Source organism: Enterobacter cloacae complex sp. ECNIH7 (genome assembly GCF_002208095.1).
Taxonomy (GTDB): domain Bacteria; phylum Pseudomonadota; class Gammaproteobacteria; order Enterobacterales; family Enterobacteriaceae; genus Enterobacter; species Enterobacter cloacae_M.
This window is the reverse complement of the sequence record NZ_CP017990.1, coordinates 554920-571298: the sequence shown is the minus strand read 5'-3', so window position 1 is coordinate 571298 and position 16379 is coordinate 554920. Positions and strand designations below refer to the sequence as shown.

Annotated in this window: 13 protein-coding genes and 1 pseudogene; 11 read left to right on the top strand and 3 right to left on the bottom strand. The window is 59.9% G+C overall.

The features are described from left to right. Nucleotides 1-9: 9 nt before the first annotated feature. From arcC to WM95_RS02760, 4 genes are all read left to right on the top strand, one after another. A complete protein-coding gene (arcC, locus tag WM95_RS02775) occupies nt 10-921 on the top strand; it encodes a carbamate kinase (RefSeq protein WP_063409462.1) in 912 nt (303 codons plus the stop codon). 119 nt (nt 922-1040) lie between these two features. Next, a complete protein-coding gene (argF, locus tag WM95_RS02770) occupies nt 1041-2045 on the top strand; it encodes an ornithine carbamoyltransferase (RefSeq protein ID WP_063409463.1) in 1005 nt (334 codons plus the stop codon). 47 nt (nt 2046-2092) lie between these two features. Beyond that, nucleotides 2093-3496 (top strand): YfcC family protein, encoded by a 1404-nt coding sequence (locus WM95_RS02765; RefSeq protein ID WP_088544627.1) that lies wholly within the window; start codon nt 2093-2095, stop codon nt 3494-3496. A gap of 80 nt (nt 3497-3576) precedes the next feature. Then, nucleotides 3577-4056 carry an arginine repressor gene (locus WM95_RS02760; RefSeq protein ID WP_029739272.1) on the top strand — a complete coding sequence of 160 codons (480 nt, stop codon included), beginning with the start codon at nt 3577-3579 and terminating at the stop codon, nt 4054-4056. 3 nt (nt 4057-4059) lie between these two features. Here WM95_RS02760 and WM95_RS27070 read toward each other — a convergent pair. Continuing rightward, nucleotides 4060-4177 (bottom strand): annotated as a pseudogene (locus WM95_RS27070) (hypothetical protein). Here WM95_RS27070 and WM95_RS02755 point away from each other — a divergent pair. The 4 genes from WM95_RS02755 to ridA all read left to right on the top strand — a co-directional run bounded on the left by WM95_RS02755 (nt 4157) and on the right by ridA (nt 6162). Next, the gene (locus WM95_RS02755; protein WP_022646880.1) at nt 4157-4261 is read left to right on the top strand and encodes a pyrBI operon leader peptide; all 105 of its coding nucleotides are present in this window, start codon (nt 4157-4159) and stop codon (nt 4259-4261) included. The pseudogene WM95_RS27070 and the gene WM95_RS02755 overlap by 21 nt on opposite strands. A gap of 34 nt (nt 4262-4295) precedes the next feature. Continuing rightward, nucleotides 4296-5228 carry an aspartate carbamoyltransferase gene (gene pyrB, locus WM95_RS02750; protein WP_023310198.1) on the top strand — a complete coding sequence of 311 codons (933 nt, stop codon included), beginning with the start codon at nt 4296-4298 and terminating at the stop codon, nt 5226-5228. 12 nt (nt 5229-5240) lie between these two features. Beyond that, nucleotides 5241-5702: an aspartate carbamoyltransferase regulatory subunit gene (gene pyrI / locus WM95_RS02745; protein WP_023310197.1), complete on the top strand. Its 462-nt coding sequence runs from the start codon at nt 5241-5243 to the stop codon at nt 5700-5702. Between the two features lie 73 nt (nt 5703-5775). Next, entirely contained in the window at nt 5776-6162 is a 387-nt protein-coding gene (ridA, locus tag WM95_RS02740; protein ID WP_008501391.1) for a 2-iminobutanoate/2-iminopropanoate deaminase, read from the top strand. Nucleotides 6163-6212: 50 nt separating this feature from the next. Here the strand turns inward: ridA and WM95_RS02735 are convergent, their stop codons facing one another. After that, the gene (locus tag WM95_RS02735) at nt 6213-8597 is read right to left on the bottom strand and encodes a beta-N-acetylhexosaminidase (protein ID WP_063409465.1); all 2385 of its coding nucleotides are present in this window, start codon (nt 8595-8597) and stop codon (nt 6213-6215) included. A 210-nt stretch (nt 8598-8807) separates the two neighbouring features. Beyond that, a complete protein-coding gene (gene mgtA / locus WM95_RS02730; protein ID WP_063409466.1) occupies nt 8808-11516 on the bottom strand; it encodes a magnesium-translocating P-type ATPase in 2709 nt (902 codons plus the stop codon). A 389-nt stretch (nt 11517-11905) separates the two neighbouring features. On the opposite strand from mgtA, the gene treR reads away from it, so the two are divergent. From treR to treC, 3 genes are all read left to right on the top strand, one after another. After that, on the top strand, nt 11906-12853 hold the full coding sequence (gene treR, locus WM95_RS02725; protein ID WP_023310194.1) for a trehalose operon repressor TreR: 948 nt from the start codon (nt 11906-11908) through the stop codon (nt 12851-12853). A gap of 128 nt (nt 12854-12981) precedes the next feature. Then, on the top strand, nt 12982-14400 hold the full coding sequence (gene treB, locus WM95_RS02720) for a PTS trehalose transporter subunit IIBC (protein WP_029739268.1): 1419 nt from the start codon (nt 12982-12984) through the stop codon (nt 14398-14400). A 51-nt stretch (nt 14401-14451) separates the two neighbouring features. Continuing rightward, nucleotides 14452-16095, top strand: a complete 1644-nt coding sequence (treC, locus tag WM95_RS02715; protein WP_063409467.1) for an alpha,alpha-phosphotrehalase — start codon at nt 14452-14454, stop codon at nt 16093-16095. Nucleotides 16096-16379: the final 284 nt, after the last annotated feature.

Genomic DNA, 16379 nt, shown 5'->3' with positions numbered 1-16379 from the left:
GGAGCCATCATGGAACGAAAACCCACTCTGGTTGTTGCGCTGGGCGGCAACGCGCTGCTCAAGCGCGGCGAGCCGCTGGAAGCGGATATCCAGCGCCAGAACATCGAGCAGGCCGCGCGCACCATCGCCGGATTAACGGAACAGTGGCGCGTGGTGCTGGTGCACGGCAACGGACCGCAGGTCGGGCTGCTGGCGCTGCAGAACAGCGCCTACGACAAAGTCACGCCCTACCCGCTGGACGTTCTCGGAGCCGAAAGCCAGGGAATGATCGGCTACATGCTCCAGCAGGCGCTGAAAAACAGCCTGCCGCAGCGCGAGGTGAGCGTCCTGCTCACGCAGGTGGAAGTGGACGCCGCCGACCCTGCCTTCAGCAACCCCACCAAGTACATCGGCCCGGTGTACAGCGAAGCCCAGGCAAAAATGCTGGCCGCGGAAAAAGGCTGGGTATTTAAGGCCGACGGCAGCTACTTCCGCCGCGTGGTGCCGTCACCGCAGCCGAAGCGCATCGTCGAGAGCGACGCCATCACGGCGCTGATCCAGCGCGATCACCTGGTGATCTGCAACGGCGGCGGCGGCGTGCCGGTGGTGGAAAGCGCCAACGGCTATCGCGGCATTGAGGCGGTGATCGACAAAGACCTCTCCGCCGCCCTGCTGGCACGCCAGATCGAGGCCGACGCCCTGCTGATCCTGACCGATGCCGACGCGGTGTACCTCGACTGGGGCAAGCCGACCCAGCGCCCGCTGGCGCAGGTGACGCCGGAACTGCTCAGAGGCATGCAGTTCGACGCCGGATCGATGGGGCCGAAAGTGGCCGCCTGCCGCGAGTTCGTCGAGGCCTGCAACGGTATTGCCGGGATCGGCGCGCTGGGCGACGGCGCGGAGATCCTCGCGGGCGAGAAAGGCACGTTGATTCGCAACTGAGTCGTTTTCCCCTCACCCTAACCCTCTCCCTAAGGGAGAGGGGGACGATTACACCCTCTCCCCGTGGGAGAGGGCCGGGGTGAGGGCATCAAACAGCAAATTTTAAAAAGGATTTACCCATGACCATCAATCTGAAAAACCGCAACTTCCTGAAACTGCTGGACTACACCCCGGCGGAGATCCAGTACCTGATCGACCTCGCCATCGAGCTGAAAGCGGCCAAAAAAGCCGGACATGAAAAGCAAACCCTGGTCGGGAAAAACATCGCCCTGATCTTTGAAAAAACCTCCACCCGCACCCGCTGCGCCTTCGAAGTGGGCGCGTTCGACCAGGGTGCGCAGGTCACCTACCTCGGTCCAAGCGGATCGCAGATCGGCCATAAAGAGTCGATGAAGGACACCGCCCGCGTGCTGGGCCGCATGTATGACGGTATCGAATACCGCGGCTACGGCCAGGCCATCGTTGAGGAGCTGGGCGAGTACGCGGGCGTACCGGTGTGGAACGGCCTGACCGACGAGTTTCACCCAACGCAGATCCTCGCCGACCTGATGACCATGCTGGAGCACGCGCCGGGCAAAACCCTGCCGGAGCTGAGCTTTGCCTATCTCGGCGACGCGCGCAACAACATGGGTAACTCGCTGATGGTCGGCGCGGCCAAGATGGGGATGGATATTCGCCTCGTCGCGCCGAAATCCTTCTGGCCGGAAGCCGGGCTGGTTGAGCAGTGCCGCGCCATCGCCAAAGAGACGGGCGCGCGCATAACCCTCACCGACGACGTGGAAGAAGGCGTGCGGGGGACCGATTTCCTCTACACCGACGTGTGGGTCTCCATGGGCGAGCCGAAGGAAGCCTGGGCCGAGCGCGTCAGCCTGATGAAGCCGTATCAAATCAACGCGGACGTGATGAAGGCCACAGGCAACCCGAACGTCAAGTTTATGCACTGCCTGCCGGCGTTCCACAACGAACACACCAAAGTGGGCCGCGAGATCGAGATGGCCTACGGCCTGAAGGGGCTGGAGGTGACGGAAGAGGTCTTCGAATCGCCGAACTCCATCGTCTTCGACGAAGCAGAGAACCGCATGCACACCATTAAAGCGGTCATGGTGGCGACACTCGGCGACTAATCACCGCCCGGCGCGCCGCGGGGTGCGCCGGGTTTAAGGAGAACATCATGGGCAAGTTTAAGTTTCCCTCCGCTTACACCATTCTCTTTTTTCTGATTGCCGTTGTGGCCGTGCTGACGTGGATTGTCCCGGCCGGTCAATACCAGATGGCGATGAACGAAACCCTCGGTAAAGAAGTCCCGATTGCCGGAACGTACGCGCACGTGGCGGCACATCCGCAGGGACTGGTTTCCGTCCTGATGGCGCCCATCGCCGGGCTGTACGATCCGGTCTCCGGCCAGGCCGGGGCGATCGACGTCGCGCTGTTTATCCTGATCATCGGCGGTTTTCTCGGGATCGTCACCAAAACCGGGGCGATTGATGCGGGGATCGAACGCGTCACTACGCGACTACGCGGGCGCGAGGAGTGGATGATCCCGATCCTGATGGCGCTGTTTGCCGCGGGCGGCACGATTTACGGCATGGCCGAAGAGTCGCTGCCGTTCTACACCCTGCTGGTGCCGGTGATGCTGGCCGCCCGGTTCGATCCGGTTGTCGCCGCCTCTACCGTGCTGCTCGGGGCGGGGATCGGCACGCTTGGCTCTACCATTAACCCGTTTGCCACGGTGATCGCCGCCAACGCCGCCGGGATCCCCTTCACTAACGGTATCGCCCTGCGCGTGGCGCTGCTGGTCATCGGCTGGATCATCTGCGTGGCGTGGGTGATGCGTTACGCCCGTAAGGTGCGACAGGATCCGTCGCTGTCGATCGTTGCGGATAAGCAGGAAGAGAACCGCGCCCATTTTCTCGGCGACAAGGGCGAACAGTCGCTGGAATTCACCCTGGTGCGCAAAATCATCCTGGTGATTTTCGCCCTCGCCTTCGCGGTGATGATCTACGGCGTGGCGGTGCTGGGCTGGTGGATGGCAGAGATCTCAGCGGTGTTTCTCGCCAGCGCGATCATCGTCGGCCTGATTGCCCGCATGAGCGAAGAGGAGCTGACGTCGACGTTTATCAACGGCGCGCGAGATTTGCTGGGCGTCGCGCTGATTATCGGCATCGCGCGCGGTATCGTAGTCATCATGGATAAGGGCATGATTACCCACACCATTTTGCACAGCGCGGAAGGGCTGGTCAGCGGGTTGTCCACGGTAGCGTTTATCAACGTGATATACTGGCTGGAGGTCGTGCTGTCGTTTCTTGTGCCTTCTTCATCCGGCCTGGCCGTTCTGACGATGCCGATCATGGCGCCGCTTGCCGATTTCGCTAACGTCAACCGCGACCTGGTGGTGACGGCTTACCAGTCGGCCTCCGGCATCGTTAACCTCGTCACGCCCACTTCTGCCGTCGTGATGGGCGGGCTGGCTATCGCCCGCGTGCCCTACGTGCGTTATCTGAAATGGGTGGCGCCGCTGCTGGGCATTTTAACGGTGGTGATTATGGTGGCGTTAAGTCTGGGTGCCATGTTGTGATTTGCCGGATGGCGCTGCGCTTATCCGGCCTACGGATCGGTGCGGTGCCACCGGTTATTTCAGGAACTGATATGGGAACTATGATGGATTACGAAGAGTACTCTCCCAAAGAGCAACTACAGCTGACGGTCTGCCAGCGCCTGATCGCAGAAAAGAGCTATCTTTCTCAGGAGGAGATCCGCCGGGATTTGCAGGAGCGTGGTTTTGAAACCATCAGCCAGTCCACCGTTTCACGTCTGCTTAAATTGCTCGGCGTCATAAAAATTCGAAATGCCAAAGGGCTTAAGATTTATTCGCTGAATCCCCAGCTGCGCCCTGCCCCCGACGCCGCGCGTACCGTGTCCGAAATGGTGGTCAGCGTCGAGCACAATAGCGAGTTTATCCTTGTTCATACCGTTGCCGGATATGGCCGCGCGGTGGCGCGTATTCTGGATTATCACCAGCTACCGGAAATTTTAGGCGTGGTGGCCGGCAGCAGTATCGTCTGGGTCGCTCCCCGGGTCGTGAAGCGCACCGCACTGGTGCATAAGCAAATTAATTATTTACTCAGAACGCATTAATATTCATAAAGAACCGTTTGCATTGAGTAAAGCGTGCATTAAATCGCTTGATCCGAAAAGCGAGCTGCGTATAATGCCCGACAATTTGCCGGGAGGAAGCATGGTCAAGCGTGTACGACATAACGTCTTACCGCGTCTGAAATCAGACGCTGGCCTGCCGTTTTTCTTCCCGTTGCTAAACCTATTCCCAGAGCCCCTCATTTGAGGGGCTTTTTTTTGCCCGGCGTCAGGAGATAAACATGAATCCGCTTTATCAAAAACACATCATTTCCATAAACGACCTCAGCCGCGAAGAGCTGGAACTGGTTCTGGAAACCGCGGCAAAACTGAAGGCCAATCCTCAACCGGAGCTGCTGAAGCACAAGGTGATTGCGAGCTGCTTCTTCGAAGCCTCGACCCGCACCCGTCTCTCCTTTGAAACCTCCATGCACCGCCTGGGCGCGAGCGTGGTGGGCTTCTCGGACAGCAGCAACACGTCGCTGGGTAAAAAAGGCGAAACCCTGGCGGACACCATTTCAGTGATCAGCACCTACGTCGACGCGATTGTGATGCGTCACCCGCAGGAGGGCGCGGCGCGTCTGGCGACCGAGTTTTCCGGCGGCATTCCGGTGCTGAACGCCGGTGACGGTGCCAACCAGCACCCGACGCAGACCCTGCTGGATCTGTTCACCATTCAGGAGACGCAGGGCAAGCTCGAGAACCTGAACATCGCCATGGTCGGCGACCTGAAGTATGGCCGCACCGTCCACTCCCTGACCCAGGCGCTGGCGAAATTTAACGGCAACCGCTTCTTCTTCATCGCGCCGGACGCGCTGGCGATGCCGCAGTACATTCTCGACATGCTGGATGAGAAAGGCATTCAGTGGAGCCTGCACGCCAGCATCGAAGAGGTGATGAGCCACGTGGATATACTGTACATGACCCGCGTGCAGAAAGAGCGTCTGGATCCGTCCGAATACGCCAACGTGAAGGCACAGTTCGTGCTGCGCGCCAGCGACCTCGAGGGCGCACGCGACAACATGAAGGTCCTGCACCCGCTGCCGCGCATCGATGAGATCACCACAGACGTGGACAAAACGCCGCACGCCTGGTACTTCCAGCAGGCAGGAAACGGCATCTTCGCCCGCCAGGCGTTACTGGCACTGGTTCTGAATCGCGAATTAGCTCTGTAAGGGGAGACGACCATGACGCACGATAACAAACTCCAGGTTGAAGCCATCAAGCGTGGCACCGTGATTGACCACATCCCTGCGCAGGTGGGCTTTAAGCTGCTGACGCTGTTCAAACTGACCGAAACGGACCAGCGCATCACCATCGGCCTGAACCTGCCGTCCGGCGAGATGGGCCGCAAGGACCTGATTAAAATTGAGAACACGTTCCTGACCGACGAGCAGGTCAACCAGCTGTCGCTGTACGCGCCGGACGCCACCGTCAACCGCATCGACGAGTATGAAGTGGTCGGCAAATCCCGCCCGAGCCTGCCGGATCGCATCGAAAGCGTACTGGTCTGCCCGAACAGCAACTGCATCAGTCACGCTGAGCCGGTTTCTTCCAGCTTTGCAGTGAAAAAACGTGCCGATGACATCGCGCTCAAATGCAAATACTGCGAAAAAGAGTTTTCTCATTATGTGGTGCTGGCCAACTAATTGAGGTTGGTAATGAAATCCCGGCTGTTATAATGGCCGGGAACATTCTTAACGCTGTCATTCTGGAGAAAACATGAGCAAAGTACTCGCGACGGAAAATGCACCCGCGGCTATCGGCCCTTACGTTCAGGGTGTTGATCTGGGTAGCATGATCATCACTTCCGGGCAGATCCCGGTGAACCCAAAAACCGGCGCGGTGCCGGAAGACGTCGCGGCACAGGCGCGTCAGTCGCTGGAAAACGTGCAGGCTATCGTTGAATCTGCCGGTCTGAAAGTGGGCGATATCGTGAAAACCACCGTTTTCGTGAAGGATCTGAACGATTTCGCGACCGTTAACGCCACTTACGAAGCGTTCTTCACAGAGCACAACGCCACCTTCCCGGCGCGCTCCTGCGTGGAAGTGGCCCGTCTGCCAAAAGACGTGAAAATTGAAATCGAAGCGATTGCGGTACGTCGCTAATTCGCTTTGGCGATAAAAAAGGCAGCCCGGGCTGCCTTTTTTGTTGCTTGCTACTGATTCCTCGTCGCCCTGAGCAGCGTCTCCAGCGGATAGACCGCCGCAATCACCACCTCGTCCTGAACCTTCGCCGCGTTATCCAGCTCGCTCTGAATCGAGGCTATCTCTTTATCATCCAGCGTGCCCTGGCGCGCCACCAGATCCGTCAGCCTCAGGCCAATGGAGGCCAGCTTATCCACCTCCTGGATCACCGGCTTCATCGCCTTCAGCTGATAGCTGTTTTCGCTTAACGCCAGCGCGTCGCTGGTGTTGCTCTGCCAGCGGTTAAAGACGTGGCGCAGCGCGTTGGCGCTTTCCGCGTCTTCCGCATCGCTCACCAGGCGGTCCGCCCATTTGTTCATCTGGCGCACGGTGGCGCTTTCGGCGTTCAGCGCATCGGCGAAGCGGTTGAGCGGCTCGAACTGATGATAGTTTCCCGCCTGGAACTTCAGGTGCTGGCGGGTGTAATACTGCGCGGGCTCTACCGCCTGAGCGAGGATCTGCAGCGGCAGCGTGTCGGCATTACCGGCAAGGCGCGTGAACTGCACCTGCTGCTGGGTATGCTGCTGCAGCCCGACCGACACCGTCGACCAGCTGTCCATCGCCTGCAGGCGGGTGTACATGTTATCGACGTCGTTGACGTCCTGCGCGGACCACAGCCTCTCCGCCACCGCGAAGGTGCGCGGCCACAGGCGGATATCCAGCACCGGCGCCACCACGTTTTCCGCCCACAGCGCGGCTTCCCCGCCGAGCAGGTTGGCCTGGTTCGCCGCGTCCGGCACGACGGGCGGAATGCCTTTCGGCACCGCGTCCAGACGCGTGCCGCTGATTGGGTAACGCGTATTCCCCACCAGGAAATAGCCGGTGAGCTTGTCGTTATCGACGGAGACCACCGGGCGCGTCTCGCCCATCCACGTATCGACGGTGAAGGTCACCTGGCTGTCATCGCGCCATTCAATATCCTGCACCGCGCGGCGGGATTTCCCGGAAAAATCAATAAATCCGCGCCAGCCTGCGTCCCCTTTCACCAGCGTGAAGCTCCCCTCCACCGGCTTGCCCTTCAGGCGCGGCATGGAAAAGGCCCAGCTCTGGACGCTGTCGGTGTCTGCAATCACGTCCACGCCGTTCAGGCCCTGCGGGACAATTTCGTTGCGGTAGTGATAGGCGGTGGACTGGGGCTGGTCGAGATAGAAACCGGTGGAGAGAATGCCCTTGTAGCCGTTCTGCGCCACCTGCCCCAGCGCGTCCTGGCCCTGCCAGGACTGGATCAGAATGCTTTTCGGCAGGTCGGGATGGTAGATCTCGTCCCAGCCGACCATCTGCCGGTGATGCTTCTCAAGGATCGTCTCCAGTTTACGGTTGAAGTACGCCTGCAGCGCGTGGCTGTCCGCCAGCCTGTTGTCGCGCATGAAATTCTGGATCGCGGCGTTCGCTTTCCACTGGCTGTCGTCGACCTCGTCACCGCCGATATGCAGATACGGATCGGGGAAGATCGCCGCCAGTTCGCTGACCATCGCGTCGGCAAAAGCGTAAGTTGCGTCTTTTGTCGGATCCAGCACCGGCTTCAGCACGCCCCAGTGGCGCTCCATGGCGTACGGCCCCGGCGCGCTCATCAGCTCCGGGTAGGCCACGGCAATCGCCGAGGCGTGGCCCGGCATGTCGATCTCCGGCACCACGCGAATACCGCGCTCGGCGGCGTAACGCACCACCTCGCGCATCTGTTCAGGCGTGTAGTACAGCCCGTCGCTGGCAAGCTGCGTCAGCTTAGGGTAGCGCTTCGAGCTGAAGCGCCAGCCCTGGTCGTCGGTCAGGTGCCAGTGCAGGACGTTGAGCTTTGCCGCGGCCATGCCGTCGATCTGGCGCTTGATATCCGGCAGCGGAATAAAGTGGCGCGCCGAGTCGAGCAGCAGCCCGCGCCACGGGAAGCGCGGCGAATCTTCAATGGTGATCCACGGCAGAGAGGTGTTTTCCGCGCCGTTCTGCATCAGCTGGAGCAGCGTTTCCATGGCGCGCAGCGCGCCGAAGCGGGTGTTGGCGGAGATATCGACGCCGCTGGCGTCCACCGTCAGCCTGTAGCTTTCATCGCTGTCCGGCAGAGGCTGCGGCTTCACCTTTTTGGCAATCGCGATGCGGATGGTCGGTTTGTCTGGCTTTTCAGCCTGCGGCTGCAGCGTCCAGCCGGTTTGCAGGGCCATGCGCTGGCGCAGGCGGCTGACGGCGTCACCGAGATCGTCCCCGCTGACGCTAATGGATACGTTGTTGCTGAGCACCAGCGCGCCCTGGGTCGTCGGGCGTTCGACCTTGGCAGGCCAGGGCATCAAAGGGAGATCGCCTGCCGGGGCGGCAAACGCAGAGGCGCCGAGCATCAGCCCGGCGGTTAAGAGACTGTACCGTAACATGAATGTTCCTTATCTGACGGGCCAAATAAAGGCAAAACATTCTGTTAACATGCGCTCAATTTGTCGTCAAGCGAATGCGCCGACGGAGATCACAGGTTGTTGAATTTGGGAGGAAAGCCAGTCCCCTCTCCCCCAAGGGGCGAGGGTGAAAGGCGGCACCGAGCGGTCCCCTCTCCCTTCCAGGGAGAGGGTTAGGATGAGGGTATGTTTTTACTGCCATCCATACCGACGCGCATAGAATCCTTTCACCATCTGCGTCAGCACCATATAGCCCGCAAGGATTGCCACCAGCCACGGGAAGTAGCTCAGCGGCAGCGCCTGAAGCTGCAGGTAGCCTGCCAGCGGCGAGAACGGCAGCGCGATACCGAGCGCCATCACAATGCCCGTCATCACAATCAGCGGCCATGCGGCACGGCTCTGGATGAACGGAATGCGGCGGGTACGGATCATATGAACAATCAGCGTCTGCGACAGCAGACCTACCACAAACCAGCCGGACTGGAACAGCGTCTGGTGTTCCGGGGTGTTGGCGTGGAACACAAACCACATCAGGCAGAACGTCAGAATGTCGAAGATGGAGCTGATCGGCCCAAAGAACAGCATAAAGCGCCCGAGATCCGCCGGGTTCCAGTGCTGCGGCTTCTGGATCTGCTCGTCGTCGACGTTATCAAACGGGATCGCCACCTGAGACACGTCGTACATCAGATTCTGGATCAGCAGGTGCAGCGGCAGCATCGGCAGGAACGGCAGAAACGCGCTCGCCACCAGCACGCTGAAGACGTTACCGAAGTTGGAGCTGGCGGTCATTTTGATGTACTTGAGCATGTTGGCAAAGGTACGGCGACCTTCGATCACGCCCTCCTCCAGCACCATCAGGCTCTTTTCCAGCAGGATGATATCCGCCGCTTCGCGGGCGATGTCCACCGCGCCATCGACGGAGATACCGATGTCCGCCGCACGCAGCGCGGGCGCGTCGTTGATGCCGTCGCCCATAAAGCCCACCACGTGTCCTTCGCGCTTAAGCAGGGTGACGATGCGCTCTTTGTGCATCGGCGTCAGTCGGGCAAACAGCGTGGTACGATGGGCAAGCTTCGCCAGCTCGTCATCAGAGAGATGTTCAATATCGCTCCCCACGACCACGTCGCCCGCGTCCAGCCCCACTTCATGGCACACTTTAGCCGCCACCAGCTCGCTGTCGCCGGTGAGAATTTTGACGGTAATACCGCTCGCCTTCAGCGCCTTCAGCGCCGGCGCGGTGGTCTCTTTCGGCGGATCGAGGAAGGCGATGTAGCCCTCGAGGATCAGATCGGATTCATCGATACGCTGATAGTCACCCTCGCGCGCGGGCAGGAACTTGCTCGCGACCGCCACCACGCGCAGCCCCTGACGGTTCAGGTTGTCGGTGACGCGCCTGATGCGGCGCAGCATGGTGTCGTCCAGCGGCACGATGTCGCCGTTATAGCGCACCTGCGTCGACACGTTGAGGATCTCCTGCAGCGCCCCTTTGCAGATCAGCTGATGCACGTCCGTCTGCTCGCTCACCACCACCGACATGCGGCGGCGCTCGAAGTCGAACGGGATCTCATCCACCTTCTGCCAGCGGCCGGAGAGCGTGCGGGCGGATTCCTCGTCCACCCCTTCCAGCACCGCGACGTCGAGCAGGTTTTTCAGCCCGGTCTGGTAATGGCTGTTCAGCCACGCGCTGTGCAGGACGCGCTCGCTGGTTTTGCCGGAGATATCGGTGTGGTTCTCCAGCACGATTTTGTCCTGCGTCAGGGTGCCGGTTTTATCGGTGCAGAGGATGTCCATCGCGCCAAAGTTCTGGATGGCGTCGAGGTGTTTAACGATCACTTTCTGTTTAGAGAGCTTCACCGCCCCGCGCGCCAGCGTGGAGGTGACAATCATCGGCAGCATTTCCGGCGTCAGGCCAACGGCCACGGAGAGCGCAAACAGGGCCGCTTCCCACCAGTCGCCTTTGGTGTAGCCGTTGATCAGCAGCACGATCGGCGTCATCACCATCATAAAGCGGATCAGCAGCATGCTGACGCGGCCAATCCCTTTCTGGAAGGCGTTTGGCTCGCTCTCCTGCTCGCTGACGCGCCCGGCAAGCTGTCCAAACCAGGTGTTGCCCCCGGTGGCGGTGACAATCGCCTGCGCGGTGCCGCTAACCACCGTGGTGCCCATAAAGCACAGGGTGTCACACTCGAGCGGGTTCATCTGCTGCGGGTCGCGGCTGCGCGCTACCTTTTCAACGGGCAGGGATTCCCCGGTCAGCGAGGCCTGCGCCACGAACAAATCGCGCGCCTGGATGATGCGTAAATCCGCCGGGATCATGTCCCCCGCGGCCAGCTTCACCAGATCGCCCGGCACCAGCTGGTCGATAGGCAGCTCCACCCAGGCGTTTTCGCCGAGATCGTTAATCACGCGCGAGACGGTCGCGGTGTTGCTGACCATCGCCTTCAGGGCGTCCGCCGCTTTGGTGGAGCGGGCCTCCTGAATAAAGTTCAGCAGCGTGGAGATACCCACCATCAGGGCAATCACCCCTGCGGCAAACAGATCTTCCGTCGCGTAGGAGATGAGGCCGAGCACGGTCAGCAGCAGATTGAACGGGTTGCGGTAGCAGAGCCACAGGTGCACCCACCACGGAGACGGCTTTTGCGCCGGGATCTGGTTATCGCCGTGTACGGCGCGGATTTTTTCCACTTCGGCCGCGTTGAGCCCTTCCGGGTGTCCGCCGAACGCGCGCCAGACTTCGTTTTCATCCATCGCCGCCACGTTCAGGCAGCGTTCGGTCAGGGAGGCGGGGATCGCGGCGCCCGCCATGTTTTTGGCGTTTGGCAGCGGGTCGCGCTGAACAAGACGGTGTGGCAGGTGGCGGCTCAGCAGGGCCTGCAGCTGCCGGGTGATATTTTTAAACATAGTCATTCCTCCGCATCCGCCGGGGCGGATGCAGCAATTCCTTCAGGCGTGGCGAAGCCGTACCTGAGAGGCACTTAATTTTTTAAGCAGGAACGTTTAAGACGTTGCTGCCTCACGCCGGTGAGACAGCAAAAGCTGGCTTACCGGAAAGAACGCATTCTCCCGTTCAGGAGAGGTGTGGGATCGGGATCCATGAAGCCTCCGGTAAGTAAAAAAAACAGGGTGTTGCCGCGCAGTCCAGGGATTTAGGCATACCCTTTATGACGATTCGGGCGGTATTATACCCCCCTGCAAATAAACCAAACGTAAACCAGACTTTGCCCATAGCGAAATCGCGCTATAGCATTAGGCTCAATTCACTACATCGTCGTTGTTACAGGGAATACAACATGCAGAACCGCCTTACGATTAAAGACATCGCGCGTTTAAGCGGCGTGGGGAAATCGACCGTCTCACGCGTGCTGAACAACGAAAGCGGCGTCAGCGAACGCACCCGCGAGCGCGTTGAGGCGGTCATGAATCAGCACGGGTTTTCCCCTTCCCGCTCCGCGCGCGCCATGCGCGGGCAGAGTGACAAAGTGGTCGCCATCATTGTCTCGCGTCTGGACTCTCTGTCTGAAAATCTCGCCGTGCAGACCATGCTGCCCGCCTTCTACGAGCAGGGGTATGATCCGATCATGATGGAGAGTCAGTTTTCTGTGCAGCTGGTTGAAGAGCACCTGGGCATGCTCCAGCGGCGCAACATTGACGGTGTGGTGCTGTTCGGTTTTACCGGCATTAAGGACGAGATGCTAAAACCCTGGCAGCCTTCGCTGGTGCTGCTGGCGCGCGATGCCCACGGGTTTGCCTCCGTCTGCTACGACGACGAGGGCGCGATTATCACCCTGATGCAGCGCCTGTTTGACGAAGGCCATCGCCACATCAGCTTCCTCGGCGTCCCGCACGCGGACGTCACCACCGGCAAGCGTCGGCATGAGGCCTACCTGGCTTTTTGCAAAAAGCACAATCTCTCCGCCGTGGCCTCCCTGCCGGGGCTGGGCATGAAGCAGGGCTACGAGCAGGTCGCCAGCGTTCTGACGCCGCAGACCACGGCGCTGGTGTGTGCCACGGATACCCTGGCGCTGGGTGCGAGCAAATATCTGCAGGAGCAGCGCATCGATAACCTGCAGGTGGCGAGCGTCGGCAGCACGCCGCTGATGAAGTTCCTGCACCCGGAAATTATCACCGTCGATCCGGGCTACGCCGAGTCCGGCAGGCAGGCCGCCGCGCAGCTGATCGAGCAGATAAACGGGCGTTCAGAGCCCCGTCAGATCGTCATTCCCGCTCACCTTTCGTAACCCCTCTAAAACAGATTATTGTGATCTTCGCCTGATTTAGGGAACGTTCCCATTTTCGCCGTCACGCTGAAGGAGTAGGCTTGCGCTCAGGTCATTACACCCCTCACCATCTGTCATGAGGTTTCATGATGAGTAAAGTTAAACAAGCAGATATCGATCGGTTGATCGTCCTGGTCGGTGGCCGCGAAAACATCGCTACCGTCAGCCATTGCATTACCCGCCTGCGCTTCGTGCTGAACGATCCGGCCAAAGCCAACCCGAAGGCCATTGAAGAACTTTCCATGGTCAAAGGCTGCTTCACCAACGCCGGGCAGTTCCAGGTCGTTATTGGTACCGAAGTGGGCGATTACTATCAGGCTCTGCTGGCGACAACCGGGCACTCCTCCGCCGATAAAGAGCAGGCGAAGAAGGCCGCGCGCCAGAATATGAAGTGGCACGAGCAGCTGATTTCCCACTTCGCGGAAATTTTCTTCCCGCTGCTGCCGGCGCTGATCAGCGGGGGCTTAATCTTAGGCTTCCGTAACGTCATCGGCGATGTACCGATGAGCGACGGCAAAACCCTGGCGCAGATGTATCCGGCGCTGAAAACCGTTTACGATTTCCTGTGGCTGATTGGCGAGGCGATCTTCTTCTATCTGCCGGTCGGGATTTGCTGGTCCGCGGTGCGCAAGATGGGCGGCACGCCGATTCTCGGTATCGTGCTGGGCGTCACGCTGGTCTCTCCACAGTTAATGAATGCTTACTTACTTGGTCAGCAGGTGCCTGAGGTGTGGAACTTCGGCCTGTTTACTATCGCCAAAGTGGGCTATCAGGCGCAGGTCATTCCGGCCCTGCTGGCGGGTCTGGCGCTGGGCTTTATTGAAACGCGCCTGAAGCGCATCGTGCCGGATTACCTCTATCTGGTGGTGGTGCCGGTCTGCTCGCTGATCCTGGCGGTGTTCCTGGCGCACGCCTTTATCGGTCCGTTTGGCCGCATGATCGGCGACGGCGTGGCCTTCGCGGTGCGTCACCTGATGACCGGCAGCTTCGCGCCGATTGGAGCCGCACTGTTTGGCTTCCTGTACGCCCCGCTGGTGATCACCGGCGTGCACCAGACCACGCTGGCCATTGATATGCAGATGATCCAGAGCCTCGGCGGCACGCCGGTCTGGCCGATTATCGCCCTGTCTAACATTGCACAGGCGTCGGCGGTTACCGGCATCATCATCGTCAGCCGCAAGCACAACGAGCGTGAGATCTCCGTTCCGGCGGCCATCTCTGCCTACCTCGGCGTCACCGAACCGGCGATGTACGGTATCAACCTGAAGTACCGCTTCCCGATGCTCTGCGCGATGATCGGTTCCGGTCTGGCGGGCCTGGTGTGCGGTCTGAACGGAGTGATGGCGAACGGGATTGGCGTCGGCGGCCTGCCGGGCATTCTCTCCATCCAGCCCGCTTACTGGCAGGTGTTTGCCCTGGCGATGGCCATCGCGATTATCGTCCCAATGGCGCTCACCACCGTGGTTTACCAGCGTAAGTTCCGTCAGGGCTCGCTGCAGATTGTTTAACTTCTTCTTTCGGGGCGCAGTTGCGCCCCTTCGCATTTGCAGGAACGCATTATGAATACCCTTCCTCACTGGTGGCAGAACGGCGTCATCTATCAGATTTACCCAAAGAGTTTCCAGGACACCACCGGCAGCGGCACCGGCGATCTGCGCGGCGTGACGAAGCGTCTGGACTACCTGAAAACCCTCGGCATCGACGCCATCTGGCTGACGCCGTTTTATATCTCCCCGCAGGTGGATAACGGCTACGACGTGGCGAATTACACCGCCATCGACCCGGCCTACGGCACGCTGGATGATTTCGACGAGCTGGTTGCCCGGGCGCACGAGCGCGGCATCCGCATCGTGCTGGACATGGTGTTTAACCACACCTCCACGCAGCACGCCTGGTTCCGCGAGTCGCTGAACAAAGCGAGTCCGTACCGCCAGTTCTACATCTGGCGCGACGGCACGCCGGAGCAGCTTCCCAACAACTGGCGCTCCAAGTTTGGCGGCAACGCCTGGCGCTGGCACGCCGAGAGCGAGCAGTACTATCTGCACCTGTTCGCCCCGGAGCAGGCGGACCTCAACTGGGAAAACCCTGAAGTGCGCGCCGAGCTGAAAAAGGTGTGCGAGTTCTGGGCCGATCGCGGCGTGGACGGCTTGCGTCTCGACGTGATTAACCTGATTTCAAAAGATCAGGATTTCCCGGACGACAACACCGGAGACGGCCGCCGCTTCTATACCGACGGGCCGCGCGTTCACGAATATCTGCAGGAGATGAGCCGGGACGTCTTCACCCCGCGCAACCTGATGACGGTGGGCGAGATGTCCTCGACCTCGCTGGAGAACTGCCAGCAGTACGCCTCGCTCGACGGCAGCGAGCTGTCGATGACCTTTAACTTCCATCACCTGAAGGTGGACTACCCCGGCGGCGAAAAGTGGACGAAGGCAAAGCCGGACTTCGTGGCGCTGAAAACCCTCTTCCGCCACTGGCAGCAGGGCATGCACAACAGGGCCTGGAACGCGCTGTTCTGGTGTAACCACGATCAGCCGCGCATCGTGTCGCGCTTTGGTGACGAAGGAGAATACCGCGTACTGGCCGCGAAGATGCTCGGCATGGTGCTGCACGGCATGCAGGGCACGCCGTATATCTACCAGGGCGAAGAGCTGGGGATGACCAACCCGCACTTCAGCCGCATCACCGATTACCGCGACGTGGAGAGCCTGAACATGTTCGCCGAACTGCGCGCCAACGGCCGCGAGCCGGATGAATTACTGGCGATTCTGGCGAGTAAGTCCCGTGATAACGGACGAACCCCAATGCAGTGGGACGCGTCGCACAATGCGGGCTTTACCGAGGGCGAGCCGTGGATTGGCGTCTGCGATAACTACGAGACGGTGAACGCCCGCGCCGCGCTCGACGACCCGGATTCGGTGTTCTACACCTACCAGTCGCTGATCGGCCTGCGTAAAACCTTGCCTGTGCTGACGTGGGGAGATTATGAGGATCTCCTGCCGGAGCATCCTTACCTCTGGTGTTACCGTCGTCAGTGGCAGGGGCAGACGCTGATGGTAGCGGCGAACCTGAGTCCTAGGCCGCAGGAATGGCAGACAGAGGCTCTCAGCGATAAGTCGCAGGCGCTGATGAGTAACTACCCGGCACCGCAAACGACGTCACTCCGTCCGTTTGAAGCCGTCTGGTGGTTGCAGGAGTAACTTTCCCTGCCGGGTGCGGCTCAGCACCCGGCTTACTTTACTGTTTTTGTTGAATAATTAATCAGATTTTTCTCGCGCGCCTTTACAATCGCTGAAGCGCCCGTCGTTTGTACTCTCGTCTTTTTACTTTGTTCTGCATCAAATAAATCGCAAACATGTTTGATGCAAATCACTATATGTAGCACTTAAAATGCACGCCAACCCAACATCTTGTATTTATCGTCTACTATTCCAACAACAAGACGGCGCTTACGCTGGCCGGAATTGTGGATAACACGAGCTGG

What these genes read in the sequence shown, in the direction of transcription:
- arcC (WP_063409462.1), top strand. Translation starts at nt 10, where the DNA reads ATGGAACGAAAACCCACTCTGGTTGTTGCGCTGGGCGGCAACGCGCTG.
- argF (WP_063409463.1), top strand. Translation starts at nt 1,041, where the DNA reads ATGACCATCAATCTGAAAAACCGCAACTTCCTGAAACTGCTGGACTAC.
- WM95_RS02765 (WP_088544627.1), top strand. Translation starts at nt 2,093, where the DNA reads ATGGGCAAGTTTAAGTTTCCCTCCGCTTACACCATTCTCTTTTTTCTG.
- WM95_RS02760 (WP_029739272.1), top strand. Translation starts at nt 3,577, where the DNA reads ATGATGGATTACGAAGAGTACTCTCCCAAAGAGCAACTACAGCTGACG.
- WM95_RS02755 (WP_022646880.1), top strand. Translation starts at nt 4,157, where the DNA reads ATGGTCAAGCGTGTACGACATAACGTCTTACCGCGTCTGAAATCAGAC.
- pyrB (WP_023310198.1), top strand. Translation starts at nt 4,296, where the DNA reads ATGAATCCGCTTTATCAAAAACACATCATTTCCATAAACGACCTCAGC.
- pyrI (WP_023310197.1), top strand. Translation starts at nt 5,241, where the DNA reads ATGACGCACGATAACAAACTCCAGGTTGAAGCCATCAAGCGTGGCACC.
- ridA (WP_008501391.1), top strand. Translation starts at nt 5,776, where the DNA reads ATGAGCAAAGTACTCGCGACGGAAAATGCACCCGCGGCTATCGGCCCT.
- WM95_RS02735 (WP_063409465.1), bottom strand. Translation starts at nt 8,597, where the DNA reads ATGTTACGGTACAGTCTCTTAACCGCCGGGCTGATGCTCGGCGCCTCT.
- mgtA (WP_063409466.1), bottom strand. Translation starts at nt 11,516, where the DNA reads ATGTTTAAAAATATCACCCGGCAGCTGCAGGCCCTGCTGAGCCGCCAC.
- treR (WP_023310194.1), top strand. Translation starts at nt 11,906, where the DNA reads ATGCAGAACCGCCTTACGATTAAAGACATCGCGCGTTTAAGCGGCGTG.
- treB (WP_029739268.1), top strand. Translation starts at nt 12,982, where the DNA reads ATGAGTAAAGTTAAACAAGCAGATATCGATCGGTTGATCGTCCTGGTC.
- treC (WP_063409467.1), top strand. Translation starts at nt 14,452, where the DNA reads ATGAATACCCTTCCTCACTGGTGGCAGAACGGCGTCATCTATCAGATT.